Origin of the sequence: Dryocola sp. LX212 (genome assembly GCA_041504365.1) — a bacterium.
GTDB lineage: Bacteria > Pseudomonadota > Gammaproteobacteria > Enterobacterales > Enterobacteriaceae > Dryocola.
On record CP167917.1, the window covers coordinates 569,946 to 590,573 of the forward strand.

Genomic DNA, 20,628 nt, shown 5'->3' on the forward strand with positions numbered 1-20,628 from the left:
CGCCGTTGTGGCTAACACTTTGTGTATTCATTTGCTACACTGTATAACGAATGAATACACGAGAAATGTCATGAGAACCCAGCCGAAAGAAACCCCAATCAACATACGAGCGAAGGCCGCCCAGCGCGATCTGATCGATCGCGCGGCGGAGCTGGTCTCTAAGTCCCGCACTGACTTTGTGCTGGAGGCCGCGTGTCGTGAAGCAGAGGATATCCTTCTCGATCAGCGGCTCTTCATGGCGGACGAAAATCAGTTCAACGCCTTCCTGAAAGCCTTAGAAGCCCCCGTTTCCGAAAACGTCGGCCTGGCCGATCTGCTGAGCAGGAGAGCTCCGTGGGAATAACAGCGCCAGAACTGCTCAGGGCTGAGCACGTAACGGCAGAATTTTATTGCAGTGAAAATACGCTGGATGTATGGCTTAAACGCAAGGCGCTTAAGAATTAGGTTATCGGTGCTTCCCGCACCTTCGTCGTTTGTGAAGCGGGAAACAAAAGGGTCGTTGGCTTCTATGCATTAGCGACCGGCAGCGTAGAACGCGCGTCGGTTCCCGGCCTGGTAAGACGTAATATGCCCGACCCGGTACCCGTATGCGTGCTTGGCAGGCTGGCCGTAGATGCCAGTTTTCACGGACAAAAAATTGGCGTGGCCCTGCTGAAGGACGCGGTGCTGCGAACCCGCCAGGTCTCGCAGCACGTTGGCATGCGGGCGCTGCTGGTTCACGCCCTGTCTGACAACGCAAAGGCGTTTTATCAGCGCTTTGGATTTATTGAGTCAGGCCTGCAGCCCAGCACTTTGCTCTTACCGCTCTGGTAAGATTTGCGCCCCCGAAACCGAAGGCACGAAGCGGATCAGTGATGGACCAGCGTGGCGAAGTAATAGATCAGCGGGATCGCCAGCAGATACAGCCCCACGGGGATCTCTGATCCTACCCACGTAATGTGGACACGGCCCTAAGCGAGGTTCTGGTTTTCAAACTGTTCGGGACTGAGACCGCCACAGGCACTGTGGCGGCGCCACCGATTGTAATCACACTCGATATAATTAAACACTGTCGTCCGCATGATTTCCCGGCTGATAAAACGTTCCCCGTGGATACATTCCACCTTCAGCGAGTGGAAGAAGCTTTCCGCGCAGGCATTGTCGTAACAACACCCTTTCGCACTCATGCTACCGTGCAGATTATGCCGCTTCAGCAGCGCCTGATAGTCCGCCGAACAGTATTGCCCACCGCGATCTGTATGGACAATGACATTTCCCGGTCGCTTACGTCGCCAGAGTGCCATCTGCAGCGCATCGCAGGCCAGCTGCGCTGTCATCCGCGACGACATTGACCAGCCGATGACAGCCCGCGACCACAGGTCAATCACCACCGCGAGGTACAACCAGCCCTCGTCGGTGCGAAGATACGTGATGTCTCCTGCCCACTTCTGATTCGGGCCACTCGCGTAAAAATCCTGTTTCAGCAGATTTTCAGACACCGGCAGGCCATGTTCTCTGTAGCTGACCGGGCTGAACTTCCGGGCAGCCTTTGCACGAAGTCCCTGACGTCGCAGGCTGGCGGCAATCGTTTTGACGTTGTACTCAGGCAGTTCGTCAGTGAGACGAGGCGCACCATAACGCTGTTTTGCGTCAGTGAATGCCTTTCGGACAGCAGCATCGCAGACAAGCCGGAACTGCTGTCGAGGGGTTATCTGATGACGACGCAGGCGCCAGGCATACCAGCCACTGCGGGCAACCCGCAGAACCCGACACATGGCTTTGACGCTGAACTCAGCCCGATGTTTTTCAATAAAGACATACTTCATTTCGGGCGCTTCGCGAAGTATGTCGCGGCCTTTTGGAGAATGGCCAGCTCCTCGTCCCGTTCAGCCAGCTGGCGTTTAAGGCGGGCAATTTCAACGGACATTTCCTGCTCACGTTCGGAAGAGCAGCGGGCATTGTTAATCTTACTGCGCCATGCATAGAGCTGGGATTCATACAGGCTGAGTTCCCGGGCAGCGGCAGCAATACCGACACGTTCCGCAAGCTTCAGGGCTTCGTTGCGGAATTCAGGCGTGTGCTGTTTGCGGGGCTTCTTACTGGTTGATACTGGTTTTGTCATGAGTCACCTCTGATTGAGAGTTTACTCACTTAGTCGCGTGTCCACTATTCGCGGGTAGGATCACTCCACGCTGAATTATCAGACACCGTCTGAATTTGCGGCGGGCTGGAGAAAGGGTCATTCTGAGAATGAAGAATCCGACGTTACTAACTGAGTGTTGTATCTAATCCTGGGGGCAGGTCAAGATTTCTTATCGTTCGTTTTTAGTCGATTCCGGGTTGGTGAAAAGTTCGGTACTGAGATCTGAGTACAAGGCATTTTGTCGGCGGGGTTAAAGCTGATCAGGTGAACGAGATTTTAAATCAGGCGGAAAAATACAGACGGTACTTTTTCCTAAGTAAAAGATTACTTAAGGTTTTTTGCCAAAAATCAGGATGCCTGGGATTTGATTATTTTTTGCACTAAAGGCCAGTAACCTAATCGCTTTCGTATTCACGTACAAGAAAAGCCGCTTTAGCGGCTTTATAAAATAGACTTAGAGAAATAAGTAAGATGTCATGATGGTTGTACAAAACATAACAATCATTACTAAGAATAAAGTGAACTTAATTTTTAGCCAAGATACTTCCTCTTTAGGTAAATTTTTGATGAAATCATAATGTTCGGGGTTCATATTTCTCACAGGAAAACTTCCCTTTTTAAAAGCAAATGGGAAGATGAAGTACATATCTTTTTGAAAAGCTAAAAATATCCCCCCTGCTTGTGCAAGGATTATACCCGCGGGTACGTATCCAAATCGTTCTTTAAAAATATCGCACAATAAAAGATGTTGTTTATTCTTCGTCACCGAATATGCACATGCTACAATTGTCGATAAGACAAACAATATGAAAATGATAGCAGATATAATTTTCATCATTTTCCTACTGCGTTATAAATTATTTCACCATATTCTTCACCTTTGTCTGAGAGATACTCTCCGCCTACATACCCCCCACCAGTACCAAGAATTACACCACAAGCTAATGCACCTGCTCCGGCAGCTTCTATTGTTAAAGCCCCCAAAATAACAGAACAGAGGCCAACACCAGCAGCACCGCCAGCATAACTACCAGCAAGCCCCCCTGCAAAGCTACCTATTTCCGTGTATTTCTTTTTAGTACATTCGCTTTCACGACCAATAGAACAAGCCTCATTTATTTCATTGATAGAATGCAAAGCACTAAAGCCGATCCCGACATAACCAACATATCGCATAGCTGCTACATATTTTGCCGCTCGCTCTATATGTGTAGCGTAGCCATCAATATCACTTATTCCCGTTTCATTCCATTTATGAGTTATCGATTTAGTTGATAAACCAAGAGCACTTTTTAGGTTGTTGTGCTCACCAAGTTTCATACCTTTATTAAGGAAGCCGACTTTAAGGACATGATCAAGTTCCTTGAATAGTTGAGCTCGTCTTACATAGAACTGCTCACCAATCAAAGCCCCTCTTGTGATGTATGTATTCTTGTACGTTTCCTGAATCTCTTTCAGGATTTTCTCTATATTTTCGAAATACTTCCCAACAGGTTCAGCAGCAAGCCCGATTCCTTTATCGGCGATGTTGCTAAAGTTAGCTATTGTTGCATAGTGATCGTGTAAGAAATTAGCTTCTTTATGCGTAAGCGGCTCTAATGCTGTATCAATACGTTGTTTAGCGACCTGCATATGTGCGATCTGATCACTGTCCTGTTTTTCTGGATCAACAACAAGCAGGATAGAACCAGCTTTGTATTCCTTACCTTCTCCATTCAATGAGCGGTAAAGTTCGCGTGTTCCTGCTGGTGGTTCACTTTCGAACAACCAGGGCTCATAGGCCCTCGTTTCAGCACCGTAAGGAAGTACACAGAAGCCAGCATCTACTGGTTCACGTTTAGTTTCTTCCTTATGTGGTTTTTTAGCTGTCTGGGCGTGCTGTACGGGTTCTTCCGCTTTTGTTGGTGCAGGAACAGCTAAAGGGGCAGCAGTAACTACAGGGGCAGCCTTAACTGCTTTCTTTTCCTCGACCCAATAGGAAGCATTTGGGAATGACGAAATGAAACTTGCGTTACAGGGGCATGTACTGCGGCTATGCAAAGTACCTGCGGCTGCTACGCCGTGAATCGTGTAAGTGGGGATACCACCCGCGATGTGATAGATTTTGCTATCTTTTCCACATGATACGGAATCTCCGTTTCTCGCAGTCGCAATCCCCCCAAAGCTGTGATTTGGGGAGCCTGAAAGAATACTACCGCCGCACGTTGTTTTGTCGCCAATACGCAGAAAATGACCAGTTGCCATAGTATTATCCTTAATGAAGATTGTTTGCTGGTTTGCTCCCGTGGACTATAGATGAGGAGTCCTCACTGCGTGAGCACTCTCATTAACTACCTGAAACAGTTCACTTGCTTCGCAGCTCCTGATTTCAGATAGTTGATTCGCTTTCGCTCTTTGTGATGTCGTAAATTTATTACCTAAAGACTCTATGAGGTATAATTTTCGGACACTTGTTGTTTATGATGGTGTTTCTGACAAATACGCGGGAGAGCATTCATAATTCTGTGTCACGTTAAAAATCACTACAACGTCATCACTTTATCGAGGCGGCCTTCAAAATAAATCGCCAGCTGCGACAATGTCAAATTCCAGCTCTGGATCGGCATTGTCCATTTTTCCTGCGCATTCATTAACCCCAGATAAAGCAGCTTCAACAGACTGTTTTCATTCGGGAATGCACCTTTCGTTTTCGTCAGTTTTCTGAACTGGCGGTGCACTGATTCAATGGCGTTTGTGGTGTAAATCACCTTACGGATCGTCGCCGGATACCGGAAGTAATGGGACAGATTCTCCCATTTTCTCCGCCATGACTGAATAACCACCGGGTACTGCTGGCCCCATTTCTCCTCCAGTTCATCCAGAGCCACCTCTGCCGCCTCTTTCGAGACTGCACGATAAACGGGCTTCAGGTCGGCCATGAACGCCTTATGGTGCTTTGAGGCGACATATTTAATCGAGTTGCGGATCTGATGGATAACACAGAGCTGAACTTCGGTATCCGGGTAAATGCTGTTTATCGCTTCCGGGAACCCCGTCAGGCCATCCACACAGGCAATCAGAATGTCGTTCACGCCGCGGTTTTGCAGATCGGTCAGTACTGACAGCAAGAAGTTAGCCCCTTCGCTTTCAGACAGATAAAGGCCCAGGATCTCTTTCTTGCCTTCGAGATTCAGTGCAAGAACGGTGTACACGGCTTTGCTCTGGTAACGCTCATCCTCACGAATTTTATAATGAATAGCGTTCAGCCAGACGAAGGGATAAACCTTCTCCAGCGGGCGCAGCTGCCACTGTTTTAATTCAGGGATGACTTTATCCGTAACCGCGCTGATGGTGGCGCTGGAGACGCTGAAAGCATACAGGTCTTCAATTTCCTGGCTGATATCTTTGTAACTCATGCCCAGCGCGAACATGCGGATGATCTTGCGCTCAATCTCATCGGAAAGTGTGGTCTGATGCTTTTTGACCAATTGAGGCTCAAAAGAGCCGTTACGATCGCGGGGCGTGGCGAGTTCAAAGGCACCGGTTGGCGTTTTGAGCGTTTTTTTGGACGAACCATTTTTCAGGTTAGCGGCAATATCCTGAGCCAGATGAGAGTCCAGCTCAGCAGCCAGCACAGCCTCAGTTAACTGTTTGATTAACGGCGTTAAGATGCCATCTTTGCCAGTCAGCGCCTGACCATCCTGAAGTGCTTTCAGGGCTTTATCGAAATCGAAGGGTTGGGACATGTGTCATTCCTTTTGATTATATATTACTGGAATGACACAGAATTTCTAACACTCCCTCCCGGAGCTGCTGGCGGAGCATTACCCTCGTCTGCGCGTTGAGTTTCACGATCAAACCAATGATTCCCTGATTAGCCAGCTGGAAAACGGCCAGCTGGACTTTGGCATCGGCGCGCTGGACAGCTCGGTGCCCGAAACGCTGGAGATCCACCCGCTGCAGGACGATCCGTTTGTCGCCGTGATGCACCGCGACGATCCGCTGGCTGCCTCCAGCCAAATCCCGTGGCGGCACCTCTCCCGCCGCGATATCGGCGTATTTTCAAAAGGGAATATCAGCCGCCTGGTGGCCGCTATGGCAGAAAGCCAGCGGCTTAATCTCACCGCGCGCTATCAGGTCGACTATATCGAAACCCTGTACGGGCTGGTGCGCTCCCGCCTGGCTATCGCGATCCTGCCGGAGCTTTACACCACGCATTTACAGGACAAAGAGCTGGTGGTGGTGCATCTTCAGCAGCCCTCTCTGAGCCGAACGGTGGCGCTGATGCGCAGCACGCAGCAGGCGTTCCCACCCGTCATCGACGACTGTTTCCAGCTGATTGCTAAAGCATTTCAGCAAAGGAAGCTAAACTAACCGCATAATTTACTCTCAAGGACGATCGTTTTTCATGAAGAAGACCCTCCGCGCCGTTTTATTCCTGATGCTTCTTGTGCTGCTGGCCGCTGCCGGATGGCTGCTGTATATCCACGCCAACAGCGACGCGCTGTGGAAGATTGTCAGCCAGCAGTGCGTGCCCGGCCAGCAGCAGCAGCAGGATCCTGCCCCTTGTTTAGAGGTTGATCTGGATAACCATTTCGTGGTGTTCAAAGACGCTAAAGGCCCGCTGCACATGCTGGTGATGCCGACCGAGGAAATTACCGGCATTGAAAGCCCTGAACTCCAGAAGGCGGATACGCCCAACTACTTTTATTACGCCTGGCAGGAGCGCGGTCGCTTAAAGCAGTGGGGGGCGGGGTCCGTGGACGAGCGTTATCTGGGGCTGGCGGTCAACGCCTGGTACGGCCGCTCCCAGAACCAGCTGCATATCCATCTTGCCTGCCTGCGCCCGGAGGTTTATCGGGAACTTAGCCAGCAGGAAGGGCTTATCAGCACCAGCTGGCAGCCGCTGGCCGTGAAGCTCAAGGGCCATGATTATCTGGCGATGAAAATCCCTGCCGACACGTTTGCGCAGCAAAGCCCCTTTGCGCTGCTGAACCGCTACGTTCAGGTGCACGGCGACGACATTGCGAAATATGGCCTGGCGGTGACCGTTAACGAGCAGGGTGAGTTTGTGCTGCTGGCAAACCGGCTGAAGGTGAAGGACATGAATCTGGGCACCGCCGGGGAAATACTCGATTACGGCTGCGCGCTGCAAAATTAGCATGAACGATGGGCGGCGCCTTTTGTGCTGCCGTCCACAAAATCGAAAATCCCCGGCAGGCTTTTGGTCACGGCGCGATCTTTCACTGCATCATTGGGGCAAGCGTATACCGCAGCGTAAGGAACGCCCCATGCGTAAAGACGATTTGCTCACCTTCCTGAAAAACCAGACCGACTTTTTCGACCCTCATGACGTCAGTGACATCTTCACTGCCGGCCACCTTGCCGGGCGTTTTGAACTACGGCGCAATACCGCGAGCCACTATCTCAACCAGCTGGTGGCGCAGGGCGTGCTGATAAAAATTAACACCCGCCCCGTTTACTTCCTGCATAAAGCGAGCTTCGAGCAGCAGTTTTATCGCCTGTCGCGCACCGAGTTTGCCAGCGTCGACGAGCTGCTGGCAGAAAGCGACGGCGGGAAACAGCAGCATGACCACTTTTCCCTGCTGATCGGCCATGAAGGTTCGCTCAGGAAGCCGATTGAGCAGCTGAAAACCGCGCTCTTTTATCCCGACGGCGGCCTGCCGCTGCTGATCACCGGCGACAGCGGCACAGGTAAAAGCTACCTTGCGCAGCTGATGCATGAATACGCCATCGCGCAGCGGCTGATTGGGGCAGATGCCCCTTTTGTCACGTTCAACTGCGCCCAGTACGCCAGCAACCCGGAGCTGCTGGCGGCAAACCTGTTCGGCTATGTTAAAGGGGCTTTTACGGGAGCCAGCACTGACAGAGCCGGCGCGTTCGAAGCGGCGGACGGCGGCATTCTGTTTCTGGATGAAGTTCACCGGCTGCATGCCGAAGGGCAGGAGAAACTCTTCACCTGGCTCGACCGGGGGGAGATTTACCGGCTGGGCGAGACCGCCAGCGGCCACGCCGTTTCGGTTCGGCTGATTTTCGCCACCACCGAGGACATTCACAGCACTTTCCTGACCACGTTTATTCGCCGTATCCCCATTCAGGTTGTCCTGCCGGAACTTGAAAGCCGCAGCCGCAAAGAGAAAGAGGCGCTGATCCTGCAGTTCTTCTGGATGGAGGCAAAAAAAGTCGGCCTTGGCTTAAGCCTCAGCCCGCGGCTGCTCTCCGTGCTGTCGCACTATGTTTTTCGCGGCAACGTAGGGGAGTTGAAAAACGTTATCAAATACGTGGTGGCCTCTGCGTTTGCTAAACAGGGGGCGGGGCCGACGTTAAGCGTGACGATCCACGATCTTCCTGAACCGGTGATGGCCCAGCTGCCCGCGCTCAGCGAAGCCGTGACCGACCGCCAGGATGATATCCTGCTCGACGAGAAAACGTGCCTGCCGTGGCTGCTGCAAAGCCAGGATGCGGCCCGCATGCTGATCCACGATCTCCAGCTCAGTGTGCTGGCCCTGTATGAGAAATACCGCAGCGCTCACCACGCCTGGGATGATATCGAACTGCGTATCGGCAACGAAATTGAAGAGCTGTTTGACCGGCTGATTTTCGACAGCCAGGACAAAGCCAGCTCGCAGATGCTGCTGCTGGTGACGAGCCAGGTGCGGGAGGAGTTTTACCGGCTGGAAAAAAGCTACAGCGTCCAGTTTAACGGCAACTGTATTTACGCCATCGGGCATTACCTGGTGCATCGCTCGAACGTCGAGCCCTCAAAACTTAACGCCGAAGTGTGCAAACAGCTCGACCGCTTTTTAGAGCAAAAGTACCCGCTGCTCTACCTGTTTTGCGACGAGGTGCTGACGTCGCTGACCCGCAGGCTGGATTTGAACATTCAGGCGATGGACCGCGTGCTGTTACTGCTCTGGCTGAATAAAACCGGCGTGCAGACCAGCCAGCTGGTGACCAAAGCGGTGATCCTGGCGCACGGCTATGCCACGGCGAGCAGCATTGCCAACGTGGCGAACCGGCTTTTGAAGCAGACGGTTTACGAGTCGTTCGATATGCCGCTGGACGTGACGCCCGAGGCCATCGCTCAGCAGGTGACGCAGTACGTCGAGCGTAACGCGCAGGCCAGCAGCCTGGTGATTCTGGTGGATATGGGCTCGCTTAACGATATCCACCAGTATTTCAGCCACCGGGTGACGATGCCGGTGGCCATCATTAATAACGTGTCCACGCGGATGGCGCTGTACGTCGGCGAGCGGATTTTGCAGGGGGACTATCTGGAAAATATCGCCAGCGACATCGCGACAGATTTGCCCGTCGAGCATAAAATCATCTGGCCCGAGCGGAATAAACCGAAGGCGATTATTACCACCTGCGCGACGGGTATCGGCGCCGCCAGCAATCTTTGCAGCCTGCTGAAAGCGAGCATTCCCCAGGAGCTGGGGATCGAGGTGGTCGCCTATGAGTACGAGACGCTGGCGGAAAACAAGCGCCGCGAGCCGATCTTTTCCCGCTTCGACGTGCTGGCGCTGGTGGGGACGCTCGATCCCAACATCCCCGAGGTGCCCTATATCCCGCTGGATACGCTGATCTCCGGGCAGGGCAACGAGACGCTGCTGGGGCTGTTCGGGGCGCTGACCGGTCCGGAGGAGGTGAAGCAGATTAACGAGCGCATCGTGAAGAACTTCTCGCTGCGGCGGGTGATTGAGTCCGTCACCATTCTCGATACCGGCAAGGTGATTAATAAGGTAGAGCAGTTTCTGACGCGCTATCAGCACCTGGCCACAATCTCCGTGCCCAACGATCGCAAGGTTGCGCTCTACGTTCACGTAAGCTGCCTGATTGAGCGGCTGATCCGCCAGGCGGCGATTCAGGTCTACGCCGGACGGCGCGCTCAGTGTCAAAGAAATCACCTCGCCGCGCTGCGGGAGGCCTTTAGTGTCATTGAGTCCAGCTACAGTGTCAAAATCCCCGAGGCCGAGCTGTTTTATATCCACGATATTCTGCATCTGGAAACTGAATTTCTTCAGTACGATCAAGAGTTTTAGGCTTTTTCTCCCGCTTCATCCCCGCCACCCACCGCCGTGCCACTAATGCTGGCACGGCAGTTGCAAATTAAAGCTCAGACAGCGGGATTTATTTTCGAGGACAGGATGAAACGACACTATATTTTTGCCAGCCACGGCACCTTCGCTAGCGGTATCCTCAACTCGGTTGAGCTGATTCTGGGCAAGCAAAATAATATCCATACGCTTTGTGCCTATATTCACGAGGGCGAGGATCTGACCGAGCAGGTGAATAACCTGATGGCTTCTTTTCCGGCTCAGGACGAGCTGGTGGTATTAACGGATATTTTTGCCGGCAGCGTAAACAATGAATTTATCCGCTTTATTCACCGCCCCGGCTTTCATCTGCTGGCCGGGCTGAATCTGCCGTTAATCATCGAAATGCTTATTTCCCCGCAGGATGAAGAGACGACGCTGCTGATTAGCGAATCGCTGGCGAGCGCCCGCCAGAGCATCCAGTACTGCAACCAGACGCTGAATACGGCGCTGGTGACGGATAAAGACTTTTAACCGAGGACCAGAAAAATGATAACACTCCTGCGCGTTGACCACCGCCTGCTCCACGGCCAGGTTGCCTTCTCCTGGACCCAGTACATCAGCGCCGACTGCATCCTGATTGCCAACGATGCGGTGATGGACGATGAGCTGCGTAAAACCACCATTAAACTTGCCAAACCGCCTGCGGTGAAGCTGGTGATGAAAAACATCGCCGATTCGATTGCGGCAATAAAAAGCGGTGTCACCGACAAATATAAATTATTTATCGTCGTGGAATCCATTGAGGATGCATGGCGGCTGGCCAGCGAAATTCCAGAAATAAAAAGCATTAACTTAGGCGGTATTAAAGCCAAAGAGGGAAGCCAGAATATTTCAAAAGCGATTAATGTCCTGCCAGAGGAAATTAATTTGCTGAACGAACTGGTTAAAGCGGGTACGGAAGTGGAAATCCGGCAGGTGCCTAACGACAGGAAATTATTATTCACCGAATGCGTTGAATAGTGAGGGAAGCATCATGGTAGAAGCATTACTGCTCGGTCTGGTGGCCTTTATTGCCCAGTCCGAATATGCATTAGGCACGTCGTTAATTTCCAGGCCGATTGTCACCGGCCTGCTCACCGGGCTGGTGTTGGGTGATGTGCAAACCGGCGTGATGATGGGCGCGACGCTGGAGCTGGCGTTCATCGGTTCGTTTTCGGTGGGGGCCTCCATTCCGCCAGACGTGGTCACCGGCGGCATTCTGGGCGTTGCTTTTGCGATTACGTCCGGGGCGGGGACGGAAACGGCCCTGTTGCTGGGCCTGCCGATAGCCACGCTGACGCTGGTGCTGAAAAACGTCTATCTCGGGCTGTTTATCCCGACCCTGAACCAGAAGGCGGACGCCTATGCGGAGCAGGCGGATACGCGGGGCATTGAGCGGATGCACCTCATCGCCGGGTTCGGTCTTTCGCTGATGCTGGCGACGGTGGTGACCGTCTCCTTTATGGTCGGCAGCGGCGCGGTGAAGAGCCTGCTGGATGCCATTCCGGAGTTCATCAAGCACGGGCTGAGCGTGGCAACGGGGATTATTCCCGCGCTGGGCTTTGCGATGCTGGCTCGTTTGCTGATTAACAGGAAGGTTGCGCCTTACTTCTTCCTCGGCTTCGTGTTGATGGCCTATCTGAAAATCCCGGTAACCGGCATAGCCATCCTCGGTGCGATTACCGCTGTGGTAATGGTGAACGTCACGCAACTTAATTCCCCGCGCCCGACGGCGGCACAAGGAGTCCAGAATGACGATGAAGATGATTTCTGAGGAAACTCAGGCGGCAGAAGAGGAGACCGGCGGCATTACCGATAAAGAGCTGCGCAGCGTTTTCTGGCGTTCGTTCCAGATGGAATTCTCCTGGAACTATGAGCGGCAGATGAACCTGGCGTTTGTCTACGCGATGATCCCGGTGCTGAAAAAGCTCTACACCCGCAAAGAGGATCTGGCCTGCGCGCTCAAACGCCACCTGGCGTTCTTCAACACCACGCCTCACATTGTCACGCTGATTCTGGGCATTACGGCAGCGATGGAAGAGAAAAACAGCCAGTCGAAGGGCATGGACGCGGCCTCCGTGGACAGTGTGAAGGCCTCGCTGATGGGGCCGCTGGCCGGGCTTGGCGACTCGTTCTTCTGGGGCACGCTGCGTCTGATTGCCACGGGGATTGGTACAAGCCTCGCGCTTAAGGGCAGCATTCTTGGCCCTATTCTGTTCCTGCTGGTGTTTAACATCCCGCACCTGGCCGTGCGTTTCCTGTTTACCCGCTGGGGGTACGTGCTGGGAACCGGCGTGCTGCAGCGTATCCAGAAGAGCGGGATGATGGAGAGCCTGACCTATGGCGCATCGATAATCGGCCTGATGGTGGTGGGGGCAATGACCGCCTCAATGATTGATATCACCATCCCCATTACCTTCGGGACGGGGGATGCGAAAACCCACGTGCAGGACATTATCAACGACGTCATGCCTGCTTTACTCCCGCTGCTGAGCTTTGGCGTCGTCTACTGGCTGCTGGGCAGAAAGGTTAAACCGCTGGCTATTCTGGGCGGCATGGCGGTGGTGGGGATAGTAGGTTCATGGATTGGTTTATTCTGAGGATTATACAATGTCAACCATGCTGGATTATATCGGCCGGGAGTCAGAGGCGCTGGGGGTTATTCTTAATGAATACGAGGCTAAGCTTGCGCCGCTAAAAGAGTACCTGACTAACAAAACTGTAAATAAAATAATGATTCTGGCAACGGGATCGTCATATAACGCGGTGCTTTGCGCGAAGTATTATTTCGAAGATCGCTTCGGGATTCTGGTAGATATTAAAGAACCGTATAATTTCACCCATTATGAACGGCTGGATCCGACTACGAGTTTGGTTATTGCGGTGTCGCAGAGCGGTAAAAGCGCGTCGACGCTGGAAGCCGTTAAGAAAGTGCAGGCACGGCATATTCCGGTCTTTTGCCTGACCTCTAATCCCGCAAGCCCGGTGGCGCAGCAGGCCGACGGCGTGCTGGATATTAACACCGGCATAGAAAGCGTCGGTTTCGTGACGCTGGGCTTCAGCGCCACGGTGCTGAACCTGCTGCTTATCGCCCTGACCGTTGCCGAACACGGCGGTCAGCTTGAGGCCGGAGAAAAGGAGCGGGCGCTGGCAGAGCTGAAGGATATAGCGCTGGCGATACCGGGCGTTATAGACAAAACCAACGCCTTCATCGCTCGCCATCGGCAGCATTTCATCGGGGCGCAGCGCTTTGTGGCGACTGGCTATGGCGCGCTGGTTGGCGTGGCGAAGGAGTTCGAAACGAAGTTTACCGAAACGGTGCGGCTGCCCTCCAGCGGCTTCGAGCTGGAGGCCTACATGCACGGCCCGTACCTTGAGGCCAGCGCAAAGCACACAATCTTCTTCATTGAAGACCAGCCCCATGCGCGCAGCGCTGCGTTACGGGACTATATGCGGCCCGCGCTGGGTGGCGCATTTACCGTTACCCTGGCTGCGAAAAGTAATGACGAAGATACGCTGGCGCTGGATTATTCAGCAAGCCATAACTTTGCGCCTTTATTATTAATAGTTCCCTTCCAGCTGCTGGCTTTTAATATCGCCATGGCGAAGGGTACAGATCTGAGTGTGCGTATTTTTGACGATTTTGACAGAGTGCTTAAAAGCAAAATTTAATTCCTTTTCAGGAGAAAAACTATGTTAGGTTTTAATCAGGACGAGTACCTGACCAGTGCTCGCGATATTATCTCTGCGCGTAAAGTTGCCGAGCAGGTAGCCGGGAATATTCACGATGCCGGGTTTAATAATATATTTTTTGCCTCGGTGGGCGGTTCGCTGGCACCGATGATGGCCATGCAGGAGTTTGCCAAAGAGGTGACCGCGCTGCCGGTTTATACCGAGCAGGCGGCAGAGTTAATCTCTAAGGGAAATAAAAAGCTCACTAAAGACTCGGTGGTGATTACGCTTTCAAAATCGGGTGATACCAAAGAGTCGGTGGCGATTGCCCGCTGGTGCAAGGAGCAGGGCATTCGCGTGGTGGCTATCACTAAAAATGCGGACTCACCGCTGGCCGAAGCGGCAACCTGGCACATCCCGATGCAGCACAAAAACGGCGTGGAGTTTGAATACATGCTGCTGTACTGGCTGTTCTTCCGTCTGGTCGCGCTCAACGGGGAGTTCAGCGGCTACGATCGCTTTGCAGGCCAGCTGGAGCTGCTGCCGGAAAATCTGTTACAGGCTAAACACCAGTTCAACGATCGCGCCGACGAGATTGCCAGCCGCTACCATAACGCGGAGTACATGATGTGGATCGGTGGGGCCGAGATGTGGGGCGAGGTCTATCTGTTCTCGATGTGTATACTGGAAGAGATGCAGTGGAAACGAACCAAATCGGTCAGTTCGGCGGAGTTTTTCCACGGCACGCTGGAGCTGCTGGAAAAAGACGTGCCGCTATTTCTGGTGAAGGGAGAAGGGAAGTGCCGCGCGCTCGACGATCGCGTGGAGGCCTTTGCCAGCAAGATCACCGACGATCTGGTGGTTATCGATCCTCGTGAATTTGCGCTTAACGGCATTGACGATGAGTTCCGCTGGATAATGGCGCCGTGCGTGGCATCCACCCTGCTGGTGGACAGGCTGGCCGCTCATTTTGAACATTACACCGGGCACAGCCTGGACATCCGACGCTATTACCGTCAGTTCGACTATTAAAAGCCCTGTCGGATGACGCTGCGCTTATCCGACCTACGAATCAAGTGGGGTGGAAAAGCGGCAGCGCCATCCACCCTTTTATGCGCAAAACGGATTATGAAACGAAGTTAGCGGCCTGCTTCAGGACCATATCGCACGCTTTGGTTTTCACCTTTTCCGCCAACGGCGAGCTGCCGATAGTGGTCAGATCCAACTGCTGGCCTTTGCCGGTATTCAGCAGGCCCATCAGGCCCTGGTTGTAGTCCGGTTTTTCAACCGCCTTAGCGGTGTCTTCCATGCCGAGCTTGTTCATCAACTGGCTTTTCAGGTTTTCAGTGCTGGTCACGGAAGCAAGCTTGTTCTTCGCGCAGTACTCCATCACGCCCGCCGCGTTGGTCATGCTGTTGGCGCTAAGCGCCTGGTTGCCGCCGTTCAGCAGCCCGGTCAGCGTAGAGAGGGACAAGCCGCTGCTTGCGGTGTCCGCAGTAGAGGCTGTGCCGCTTTTGCTCAGTTCGCTCGCCGCGCTGGAGAGCTGATCCTGCCAGCTGGCCGCCAGCGCCTGGCCTGCGAATACCGATGATGCCAGCGCCATAGCGCAGAGTAATTTGTTTGCTTTCATCTTCTCATTCCCTGTTATTTCCTGCTGCGCAGGAGCATGTAGCCCCTGAGTATAACCCCTCGCTGCTGGCGGGCGCAGACGGAGTGTTCCTAATACCTACGGCCCGATGTAGCGCAGCACCACCTTCACCGCCATCTCACGGTAGTGGGCCGTGTTCTGCGCCGGGTCGGCCCCCTCTTCAAAAAGGTTCGAAAAGGTATAGCTGTTAGCGACGTGGTGGAAGCTGAAGCTGCTGATCAGACGGTGAACGTCTTTGGCGTTAATCGATTTGCTGAACAGGTGCAGGGCCTGGCCGCGACTCAACACGTCTTCCAGCAGCGTTAACGCACTGCGGTTCACCTCTCGCAGGTAGGTGGACTCTTTCACAAAGCGCCCGCGCTGCATGTTCTCCATGCAGATAATACGAATGAAATCCGGGTTGCCGGCGTGGAAATCAAACGTCCACTCCACCAGCTGCACCATGGCCTCAACCGGCGGCTGGTCGGCCAGGTTGAGCCTGCGCTCCGAGCTGCGGATTTGGGTGTAGACATATTCCAGCACCTGCACATACAGCAGCTCTTTGCTCTTGAAGTGGTAAACCACCATACGTTTGGTGGTGCCTGCTTTCTCGGCGATTTGCTCCATACGCGCGCCGTTAAGGCCAAATTCGGCAAACAGCTCAATGGCGCTAAAGAAGATTTTCTCTTTCAGGCTCGCCTCTTCAAAGCGTTCCGGGAGATAGATCTCGTGGCTTTCCATGCGGGCTCCTCGTGAGTGGATCCAAAAAGTTATTCTATAACCTGATTTCGGTTATTGAATCATTAGGTTCGTTTTGTGAATAAATTGTTTAAAAAATGTGATCTCATACCGGGCGATAACGCACCTTATACACTAACTTCTACTGTTCCCAGGCGCCCCGTTGCGAATATTATCACTGACGTGGCGCCTTTCCACGGCGCGGAGAATCTTAATGTCAGATGCAAAAGTCATGGATGTAAGAGAATTAATCGACCACAGCCCGCTGGGAGGCTACCAGAAGCTCATCGTGCTGCTGGGGTTTTGCGTGATTGCGCTGGACGGCTTTGATATCGCCATTATGGGCTTTATCGCCCCCGTGCTGAAAGAGAGCTGGGGAGTGACAAACCACGAGCTGGGCTTTGTTATCAGCGCGGCGCTTATCGGTCTTGCCCTGGGGGCGATGCTATCCGGGCCACTGGCCGACCGGCTCGGGCGTAAGAAAATCATTATTAACAGCGTCTTTTTCTTCGGCTTCTGGACCTGTGCCACCGCCTTCTCGCAGAACATCGATCAGATGATGATCTTCCGCTTCTTGACCGGGCTGGGACTGGGCGCGGCGATGCCAAACATGGGGACACTGGTGTCGGAGTATGCGCCCGAGAAAAAACGCTCGTTTATTATTACGGTGATTTTTTGCGGCTTTACCTTTGGCGCGGCGAGCGGCGGATTTGCGGCATCGTGGATGATGCCGAACCTGGGCTGGCATTCGCTGATGGTGCTGGGCGGCGTTTTGCCACTGCTTTTCGTTCCGCTGCTGATGTGGAAACTGCCCGAGTCCGTGCGCTTTCTGGTGAGCAAGCGTGCCGAGCAGCGGCGCATCCGCCAGATCGTGGCGAAGCTTTATCCCAAAGCCGTAGACGCGGCAACAGAGTTTGTGATCCCTCCGCCGTCCGCAGTGAAGAAAGGCGCAATAGAAATCGTGGTTTCGGCAGAGTACCGTTTTGGCACCCTGATGCTGTGGCTGGCCTATTTTATGGGGCTTTTTCTGGTTTACGTGCTCGGCAGCTGGCTGCCGTCGATGGTCAAAGGCATCGGCATGACGGTGGCGCAGGCGGCGGTGATTGCCGCACTCTACCAGGCCGGCGGCACCCTCGGTTCGCTGTTTGCCGGCTGGCTGATGGATCGGATTAACCCTCACCGGGCGCTGGGGCTGATGTATGCCACCGGCGGCGGCATGACGATTGTCATCGGCCTGGCTGGAGAGAGTTTCACGCTGCTCGGCGCGCTGGCCTTTTTCTGCGGCTCCTGCCTGAACGGGGCAAACACCGGCATGAACGCGCTTTCCGCCAGCTACTACCCGACGGAAGCCCGCGCAACCGGTTCGAGCTGGATGCACGGCGTCGGGCGCATCGGCGCAATCCTTAGCGCCTTTGCCGGCGCGGAAATGATGTCGCTCAGCCTGGCGTTCCAGACGGTTTTCTTTATTCTCGCCGTCCCGGCAATAATTACCGCGCTGGCTATTTTTGCCAAGGGCAGGCGGGCGGCCGAGAGGAGCCCTTCCCCTCAGGAACCTCCCCTTACCCCGGCCCTCTCTATGGTGGAAAGGGAGTAAAAAGGGCTACACCCGCGGGTGCTTGCGGTAGAGCCACAGGCCCGGCAGCGACAGGCCGATGGACAGCGCGCCTACGATGAAAGAGGCCTTCAGGAAGTTGGTCATCAGCAGGATCATAAGGTCTTCGCTGTAGCCAAAGTGGCTCATCTTCACGGCGGAAATCATTGCCGTATAGGCGGAGATCCCCGGGAACATCGGGATCACCGCCGCGACGGTAAATACCTTCGGGTGGGCCAGATACCAGCGCGACCACTGAATGCCAATCATGCCGATCACGATTGCGGCAACGAATGAACTCCACTCGATATTTACGCCCGCCGCCATCAGCGCCATGCGCGAACCGTGGCCTACTGCCCCCAGCAGGGCACACCAGGGCAGCGCCCGTTGCGGCACGTTGAATACCAGTGCGAAGCCAGCCGCCGGAATGGCCGCCAGCGCCATGTCATGTAGCAGCGCCAGAACAAAATCAATTATGCCCATCCGCGTAGCCCCCAGATCGCCATCGCCATGATCACGCCGATACAGGTGGCAAGCGTCAGCAGGCTCGCCATTGCCCAGCGCGCAAGGCCGGTATTCACGTGTCCTTTGAACATGTCGGCTACGGCGTTAATGAGCGGAAAGCCGGGCACCAGCAGCAGCACGCTTGCCGCCATCGCAATATTAGAGGTGCTGGCAAACGGGCCTTTAGCAATTAGCAGGCCGGAGAGGGTGGTTGCCACAAAAGCCGTGATGCAGAAATTAATTTGCGGGTGCAGGTGGCGCTGGGTCAGCAGCTGGCGGACGTACATGGCCACCGTGCTGGCAATAAAAGTGACGAACGCCCCGTCCCAGCCTCCGCCGTTGAGTTTGCAGAAGCAGCCGCAGGAAATGCCGACCATCAGCACGACCAGCCAGCGCGGATAGCGTAGCGGCTTGATATGCGCGAAGCGCTTCTGCACGTCCTTATAGTCCAGCAGCTTATGCTCGGTCATGATGACAATGTGCTGCACCTCGGTGACGACGTGCATGTTGATGCCGCGATCGACATTTTTACGCGTGGTTGTCAGGCACTGGTTCTCTTTAATCGTGCTCAGGACGATGGCATTGGCTGAAATGGAGCTTTCCACGCTGTCCATGCCCAGCGCGAGGCCTAAGCGGGTAGAAAGTTCTTCTACCAGCGCGCTTTCTGCCCCGTGCTGCAATAAAAAAAGCGCGCACTGTATGCATAAACGGGTCACTTCCCGTTGAATGCTGACTTCTGTTTGCATGCCTGACCCTGGAGGAAAAGTAAGCGCGTATCGCGCAAAAAAAGGACTTTCCATTAGTAACATACCCACCCCCTCGCGCTCCGACGTGCCAGATCAAACTTTGTACGAATAAACGCCGGCGAGCGCTATTACAGTAAAATTTGAGGTCGCTCGCAGTTCTGGTTAATTTTCGAAAAGTGCAGGTTTTAGTCGTTTATCGGCCTTCTTTTTGCCCGACTGGGTGGCAAAAATGCATATGAAACATTTTAAAAACACAATAACAACAAACTACAAACATAATCGTGAGCGAGCGTACCCTATGGAAACTCAGGTGGTGATTATTGGCGCCGGGCCGTCAGGCCTGCTGCTAGGCCAGCTACTGCACCAGGCGGGCATCAGCAGTGTGATCCTCGAAAGACAATCTCCGGACTATGTACTGGGGCGCATTCGGGCGGGCATACTCGAGCAGGGTACTGTCGATCTGCTCCGCGAAGCTGGCGTGAACCAGCGTATGGATGCCGAAGGGCTGGTGCACCACGGCGTAGAATTCCTGTTCGACGGCAGGCGTATTCCTGTTCCACTCAAGGAGCTGACGGGGGGCAAAACGGTGATGGTTTATGGGCAGACCGAAGTAACTCGCGATTTAATGGCGGCACGCGAGGAGAGCCGGGGCTGTTCCATCTATGGCGTCAGTAACGTGCAGCTTTTTGAAATAAAAGGGGACTTACCTTACGTCACTTTTGAAAAGCAGGGTGAAACCTTCCGCATCGACTGCGACTACATCGCGGGGTGCGATGGTTTCCACGGCGTATCCCGACACGCTATTCCTAAAGATATCCTGCGTGAATACGAGCGGGTCTATCCCTTCGGCTGGTTAGGGCTGCTGGCGGATACCCCACCGGTAAATCACGAGCTGATATATGCCCACCATGAGCGTGGTTTTGTGTTGTGTAGTCAGCGCTCACTAACTAGAAGCCGCTACTATTTGCAGGTGCCGCTGACCGATACCGTGGAGGCCTGGCCCGACGAGCGCTTCTGGACTGAACTGAAAAGCCGTCTGCCCGCCGAGCTGGGCGAGAAGTTAGTGACTGGTCACTCACTTGAGAAAAGCATCGCCCCGCTGCGCAGTTTTGTCGTCGAGCCGATGCAGTTCGGCAGGCTGTTCCTGGTGGGGGACGCGGCACACATCGTCCCGCCAACCGGGGCGAAAGGGCTGAATCTGGCCGCTTCGGACGTGAACTATCTTTATCGCATATTGCGTAAGGTGTATCACGAAGGCCGCACCGATCTTTTAGAAACCTATTCGCCAATGGCGCTCCGGCGCGTATGGAAGGGAGAGCGGTTCAGCTGGTTTATGACTAATCTGCTGCATGACTTTGCCGGGCAGAACGATTTTGACCGCAAAATGCAGCAGGCTGACCGGGAATACTACTTAGGTTCGCAGGCGGGAATGACGACGATAGCCGAGAATTATGTTGGTCTGCCTTTTGAGGAGGTTCGCTGAGGGACCCACGGCGGCAGCCTTGCAAACCTGTTGAATGAACTACACTTATTCAGGGCGGCTCTTT

Annotated in this window: 19 protein-coding genes and 2 pseudogenes; 13 read left to right on the plus strand and 8 right to left on the minus strand. The window is 53.9% G+C overall.

Going from position 1 to position 20,628, the window contains the following annotated elements; translation table 11 throughout:
* Window positions 1–70: 70 nt before the first annotated feature.
* Entirely contained in the window at window positions 71–343 is a 273-nt protein-coding gene (locus ACA108_02785) for a DUF1778 domain-containing protein (GenBank protein XEX96488.1), read from the plus strand.
* Window positions 334–813, plus strand: a pseudogene (locus tag ACA108_02790) (GNAT family N-acetyltransferase). Before ACA108_02785 ends, ACA108_02790 begins: the two are co-directional and overlap by 10 nt.
* Window positions 814–950: 137 nt before the next feature.
* Here ACA108_02790 and ACA108_02795 read toward each other — a convergent pair.
* The 4 genes from ACA108_02795 to ACA108_02810 all read right to left on the minus strand — a co-directional run bounded on the left by ACA108_02795 (window position 951) and on the right by ACA108_02810 (window position 5,847).
* Window positions 951–2,101 (minus strand): IS3 family transposase gene (locus ACA108_02795; protein XEX96489.1). Its coding sequence is split into 2 segments (ribosomal slippage): window positions 951–1,843 and window positions 1,843–2,101, totalling 1,152 coding nucleotides; the frame shifts between segments, so codons are not numbered across the junction.
* 475 nt (window positions 2,102–2,576) lie between these two features.
* Window positions 2,577–2,888: a hypothetical protein gene (locus ACA108_02800; GenBank protein ID XEX96490.1), complete on the minus strand. Its 312-nt coding sequence runs from the start codon at window positions 2,886–2,888 to the stop codon at window positions 2,577–2,579.
* Window positions 2,889–2,956: 68 nt separating this feature from the next.
* Window positions 2,957–4,366, minus strand: a complete 1,410-nt coding sequence (locus tag ACA108_02805; protein XEX96491.1) for a PAAR domain-containing protein — start codon at window positions 4,364–4,366, stop codon at window positions 2,957–2,959.
* A 278-nt stretch (window positions 4,367–4,644) separates the two neighbouring features.
* Entirely contained in the window at window positions 4,645–5,847 is a 1,203-nt protein-coding gene (locus ACA108_02810; GenBank protein XEX96492.1) for an IS256 family transposase, read from the minus strand.
* A 55-nt stretch (window positions 5,848–5,902) separates the two neighbouring features.
* Here ACA108_02810 and ACA108_02815 point away from each other — a divergent pair.
* The 9 genes and pseudogenes from ACA108_02815 to ACA108_02855 all read left to right on the plus strand — a co-directional run bounded on the left by ACA108_02815 (window position 5,903) and on the right by ACA108_02855 (window position 14,907).
* Window positions 5,903–6,475, plus strand: a pseudogene (locus ACA108_02815) (LysR family transcriptional regulator substrate-binding protein).
* 34 nt (window positions 6,476–6,509) lie between these two features.
* The gene (locus tag ACA108_02820) at window positions 6,510–7,262 is read left to right on the plus strand and encodes a CDP-diacylglycerol diphosphatase (protein XEX96493.1); all 753 of its coding nucleotides are present in this window, start codon (window positions 6,510–6,512) and stop codon (window positions 7,260–7,262) included.
* Between the two features lie 130 nt (window positions 7,263–7,392).
* A complete protein-coding gene (locus tag ACA108_02825) occupies window positions 7,393–10,167 on the plus strand; it encodes a sigma 54-interacting transcriptional regulator (protein ID XEX96494.1) in 2,775 nt (924 codons plus the stop codon).
* Window positions 10,168–10,272: 105 nt separating this feature from the next.
* Window positions 10,273–10,695 (plus strand): PTS sugar transporter subunit IIA, encoded by a 423-nt coding sequence (locus tag ACA108_02830; protein XEX96495.1) that lies wholly within the window; start codon window positions 10,273–10,275, stop codon window positions 10,693–10,695.
* Between the two features lie 15 nt (window positions 10,696–10,710).
* Window positions 10,711–11,184 (plus strand): PTS sugar transporter subunit IIB, encoded by a 474-nt coding sequence (locus tag ACA108_02835; protein XEX96496.1) that lies wholly within the window; start codon window positions 10,711–10,713, stop codon window positions 11,182–11,184.
* A gap of 13 nt (window positions 11,185–11,197) precedes the next feature.
* The gene (locus ACA108_02840; protein XEX96497.1) at window positions 11,198–11,977 is read left to right on the plus strand and encodes a PTS mannose/fructose/sorbose/N-acetylgalactosamine transporter subunit IIC; all 780 of its coding nucleotides are present in this window, start codon (window positions 11,198–11,200) and stop codon (window positions 11,975–11,977) included.
* Window positions 11,955–12,803 carry a PTS system mannose/fructose/sorbose family transporter subunit IID gene (locus tag ACA108_02845; protein XEX96498.1) on the plus strand — a complete coding sequence of 283 codons (849 nt, stop codon included), beginning with the start codon at window positions 11,955–11,957 and terminating at the stop codon, window positions 12,801–12,803. Before ACA108_02840 ends, ACA108_02845 begins: the two co-directional genes overlap by 23 nt.
* Before the next feature lie 10 nt (window positions 12,804–12,813).
* Complete coding sequence (locus tag ACA108_02850) at window positions 12,814–13,875, plus strand: SIS domain-containing protein (GenBank protein XEX96499.1); 1,062 nt, start codon at window positions 12,814–12,816, stop codon at window positions 13,873–13,875.
* A 21-nt stretch (window positions 13,876–13,896) separates the two neighbouring features.
* Window positions 13,897–14,907, plus strand: a complete 1,011-nt coding sequence (locus tag ACA108_02855) for an SIS domain-containing protein (protein ID XEX96500.1) — start codon at window positions 13,897–13,899, stop codon at window positions 14,905–14,907.
* Between the two features lie 94 nt (window positions 14,908–15,001).
* Here ACA108_02855 and ACA108_02860 read toward each other — a convergent pair whose 3' ends face one another.
* Together ACA108_02860 and ACA108_02865 are read right to left on the minus strand one after the other, a co-directional pair.
* A complete protein-coding gene (locus ACA108_02860) occupies window positions 15,002–15,505 on the minus strand; it encodes a DUF2501 domain-containing protein (protein XEX96501.1) in 504 nt (167 codons plus the stop codon).
* Between the two features lie 96 nt (window positions 15,506–15,601).
* Window positions 15,602–16,243, minus strand: coding sequence for a TetR family transcriptional regulator (locus ACA108_02865; protein ID XEX96502.1), 642 nt, complete (start codon window positions 16,241–16,243; stop codon window positions 15,602–15,604).
* Between the two features lie 211 nt (window positions 16,244–16,454).
* Between ACA108_02865 and ACA108_02870 the strand changes: the two genes are divergently transcribed.
* The gene (locus ACA108_02870; protein ID XEX96503.1) at window positions 16,455–17,834 is read left to right on the plus strand and encodes an MFS transporter; all 1,380 of its coding nucleotides are present in this window, start codon (window positions 16,455–16,457) and stop codon (window positions 17,832–17,834) included.
* Between the two features lie 6 nt (window positions 17,835–17,840).
* On the opposite strand, the gene ACA108_02875 is transcribed toward ACA108_02870, so the two are convergent.
* Both ACA108_02875 and ACA108_02880 read right to left on the minus strand, forming a co-directional pair.
* Window positions 17,841–18,314 (minus strand): threonine/serine exporter, encoded by a 474-nt coding sequence (locus ACA108_02875; protein ID XEX96504.1) that lies wholly within the window; start codon window positions 18,312–18,314, stop codon window positions 17,841–17,843.
* Window positions 18,305–19,081 carry a threonine/serine exporter ThrE family protein gene (locus tag ACA108_02880; protein ID XEX96505.1) on the minus strand — a complete coding sequence of 259 codons (777 nt, stop codon included), beginning with the start codon at window positions 19,079–19,081 and terminating at the stop codon, window positions 18,305–18,307. Before ACA108_02880 ends, ACA108_02875 begins: the two co-directional genes overlap by 10 nt.
* Window positions 19,082–19,379: 298 nt before the next feature.
* Between ACA108_02880 and pobA the strand changes: the two genes are divergently transcribed.
* On the plus strand, window positions 19,380–20,564 hold the full coding sequence (pobA, locus tag ACA108_02885) for a 4-hydroxybenzoate 3-monooxygenase (protein ID XEX96506.1): 1,185 nt from the start codon (window positions 19,380–19,382) through the stop codon (window positions 20,562–20,564).
* Window positions 20,565–20,628: the final 64 nt, after the last annotated feature.

What these genes read in the sequence shown, in the direction of transcription:
- ACA108_02845 (XEX96498.1), top strand. Translation starts at nt 11,955, where the DNA reads ATGACGATGAAGATGATTTCTGAGGAAACTCAGGCGGCAGAAGAGGAG.
- ACA108_02850 (XEX96499.1), top strand. Translation starts at nt 12,814, where the DNA reads ATGTCAACCATGCTGGATTATATCGGCCGGGAGTCAGAGGCGCTGGGG.
- ACA108_02810 (XEX96492.1), bottom strand. Translation starts at nt 5,847, where the DNA reads ATGTCCCAACCCTTCGATTTCGATAAAGCCCTGAAAGCACTTCAGGAT.
- ACA108_02820 (XEX96493.1), top strand. Translation starts at nt 6,510, where the DNA reads ATGAAGAAGACCCTCCGCGCCGTTTTATTCCTGATGCTTCTTGTGCTG.
- ACA108_02805 (XEX96491.1), bottom strand. Translation starts at nt 4,366, where the DNA reads ATGGCAACTGGTCATTTTCTGCGTATTGGCGACAAAACAACGTGCGGC.
- ACA108_02835 (XEX96496.1), top strand. Translation starts at nt 10,711, where the DNA reads ATGATAACACTCCTGCGCGTTGACCACCGCCTGCTCCACGGCCAGGTT.
- ACA108_02860 (XEX96501.1), bottom strand. Translation starts at nt 15,505, where the DNA reads ATGAAAGCAAACAAATTACTCTGCGCTATGGCGCTGGCATCATCGGTA.
- ACA108_02785 (XEX96488.1), top strand. Translation starts at nt 71, where the DNA reads ATGAGAACCCAGCCGAAAGAAACCCCAATCAACATACGAGCGAAGGCC.
- ACA108_02865 (XEX96502.1), bottom strand. Translation starts at nt 16,243, where the DNA reads ATGGAAAGCCACGAGATCTATCTCCCGGAACGCTTTGAAGAGGCGAGC.
- pobA (XEX96506.1), top strand. Translation starts at nt 19,380, where the DNA reads ATGGAAACTCAGGTGGTGATTATTGGCGCCGGGCCGTCAGGCCTGCTG.
- ACA108_02830 (XEX96495.1), top strand. Translation starts at nt 10,273, where the DNA reads ATGAAACGACACTATATTTTTGCCAGCCACGGCACCTTCGCTAGCGGT.
- ACA108_02880 (XEX96505.1), bottom strand. Translation starts at nt 19,081, where the DNA reads ATGCAAACAGAAGTCAGCATTCAACGGGAAGTGACCCGTTTATGCATA.
- ACA108_02875 (XEX96504.1), bottom strand. Translation starts at nt 18,314, where the DNA reads ATGGGCATAATTGATTTTGTTCTGGCGCTGCTACATGACATGGCGCTG.
- ACA108_02855 (XEX96500.1), top strand. Translation starts at nt 13,897, where the DNA reads ATGTTAGGTTTTAATCAGGACGAGTACCTGACCAGTGCTCGCGATATT.
- ACA108_02840 (XEX96497.1), top strand. Translation starts at nt 11,198, where the DNA reads ATGGTAGAAGCATTACTGCTCGGTCTGGTGGCCTTTATTGCCCAGTCC.
- ACA108_02825 (XEX96494.1), top strand. Translation starts at nt 7,393, where the DNA reads ATGCGTAAAGACGATTTGCTCACCTTCCTGAAAAACCAGACCGACTTT.
- ACA108_02870 (XEX96503.1), top strand. Translation starts at nt 16,455, where the DNA reads ATGTCAGATGCAAAAGTCATGGATGTAAGAGAATTAATCGACCACAGC.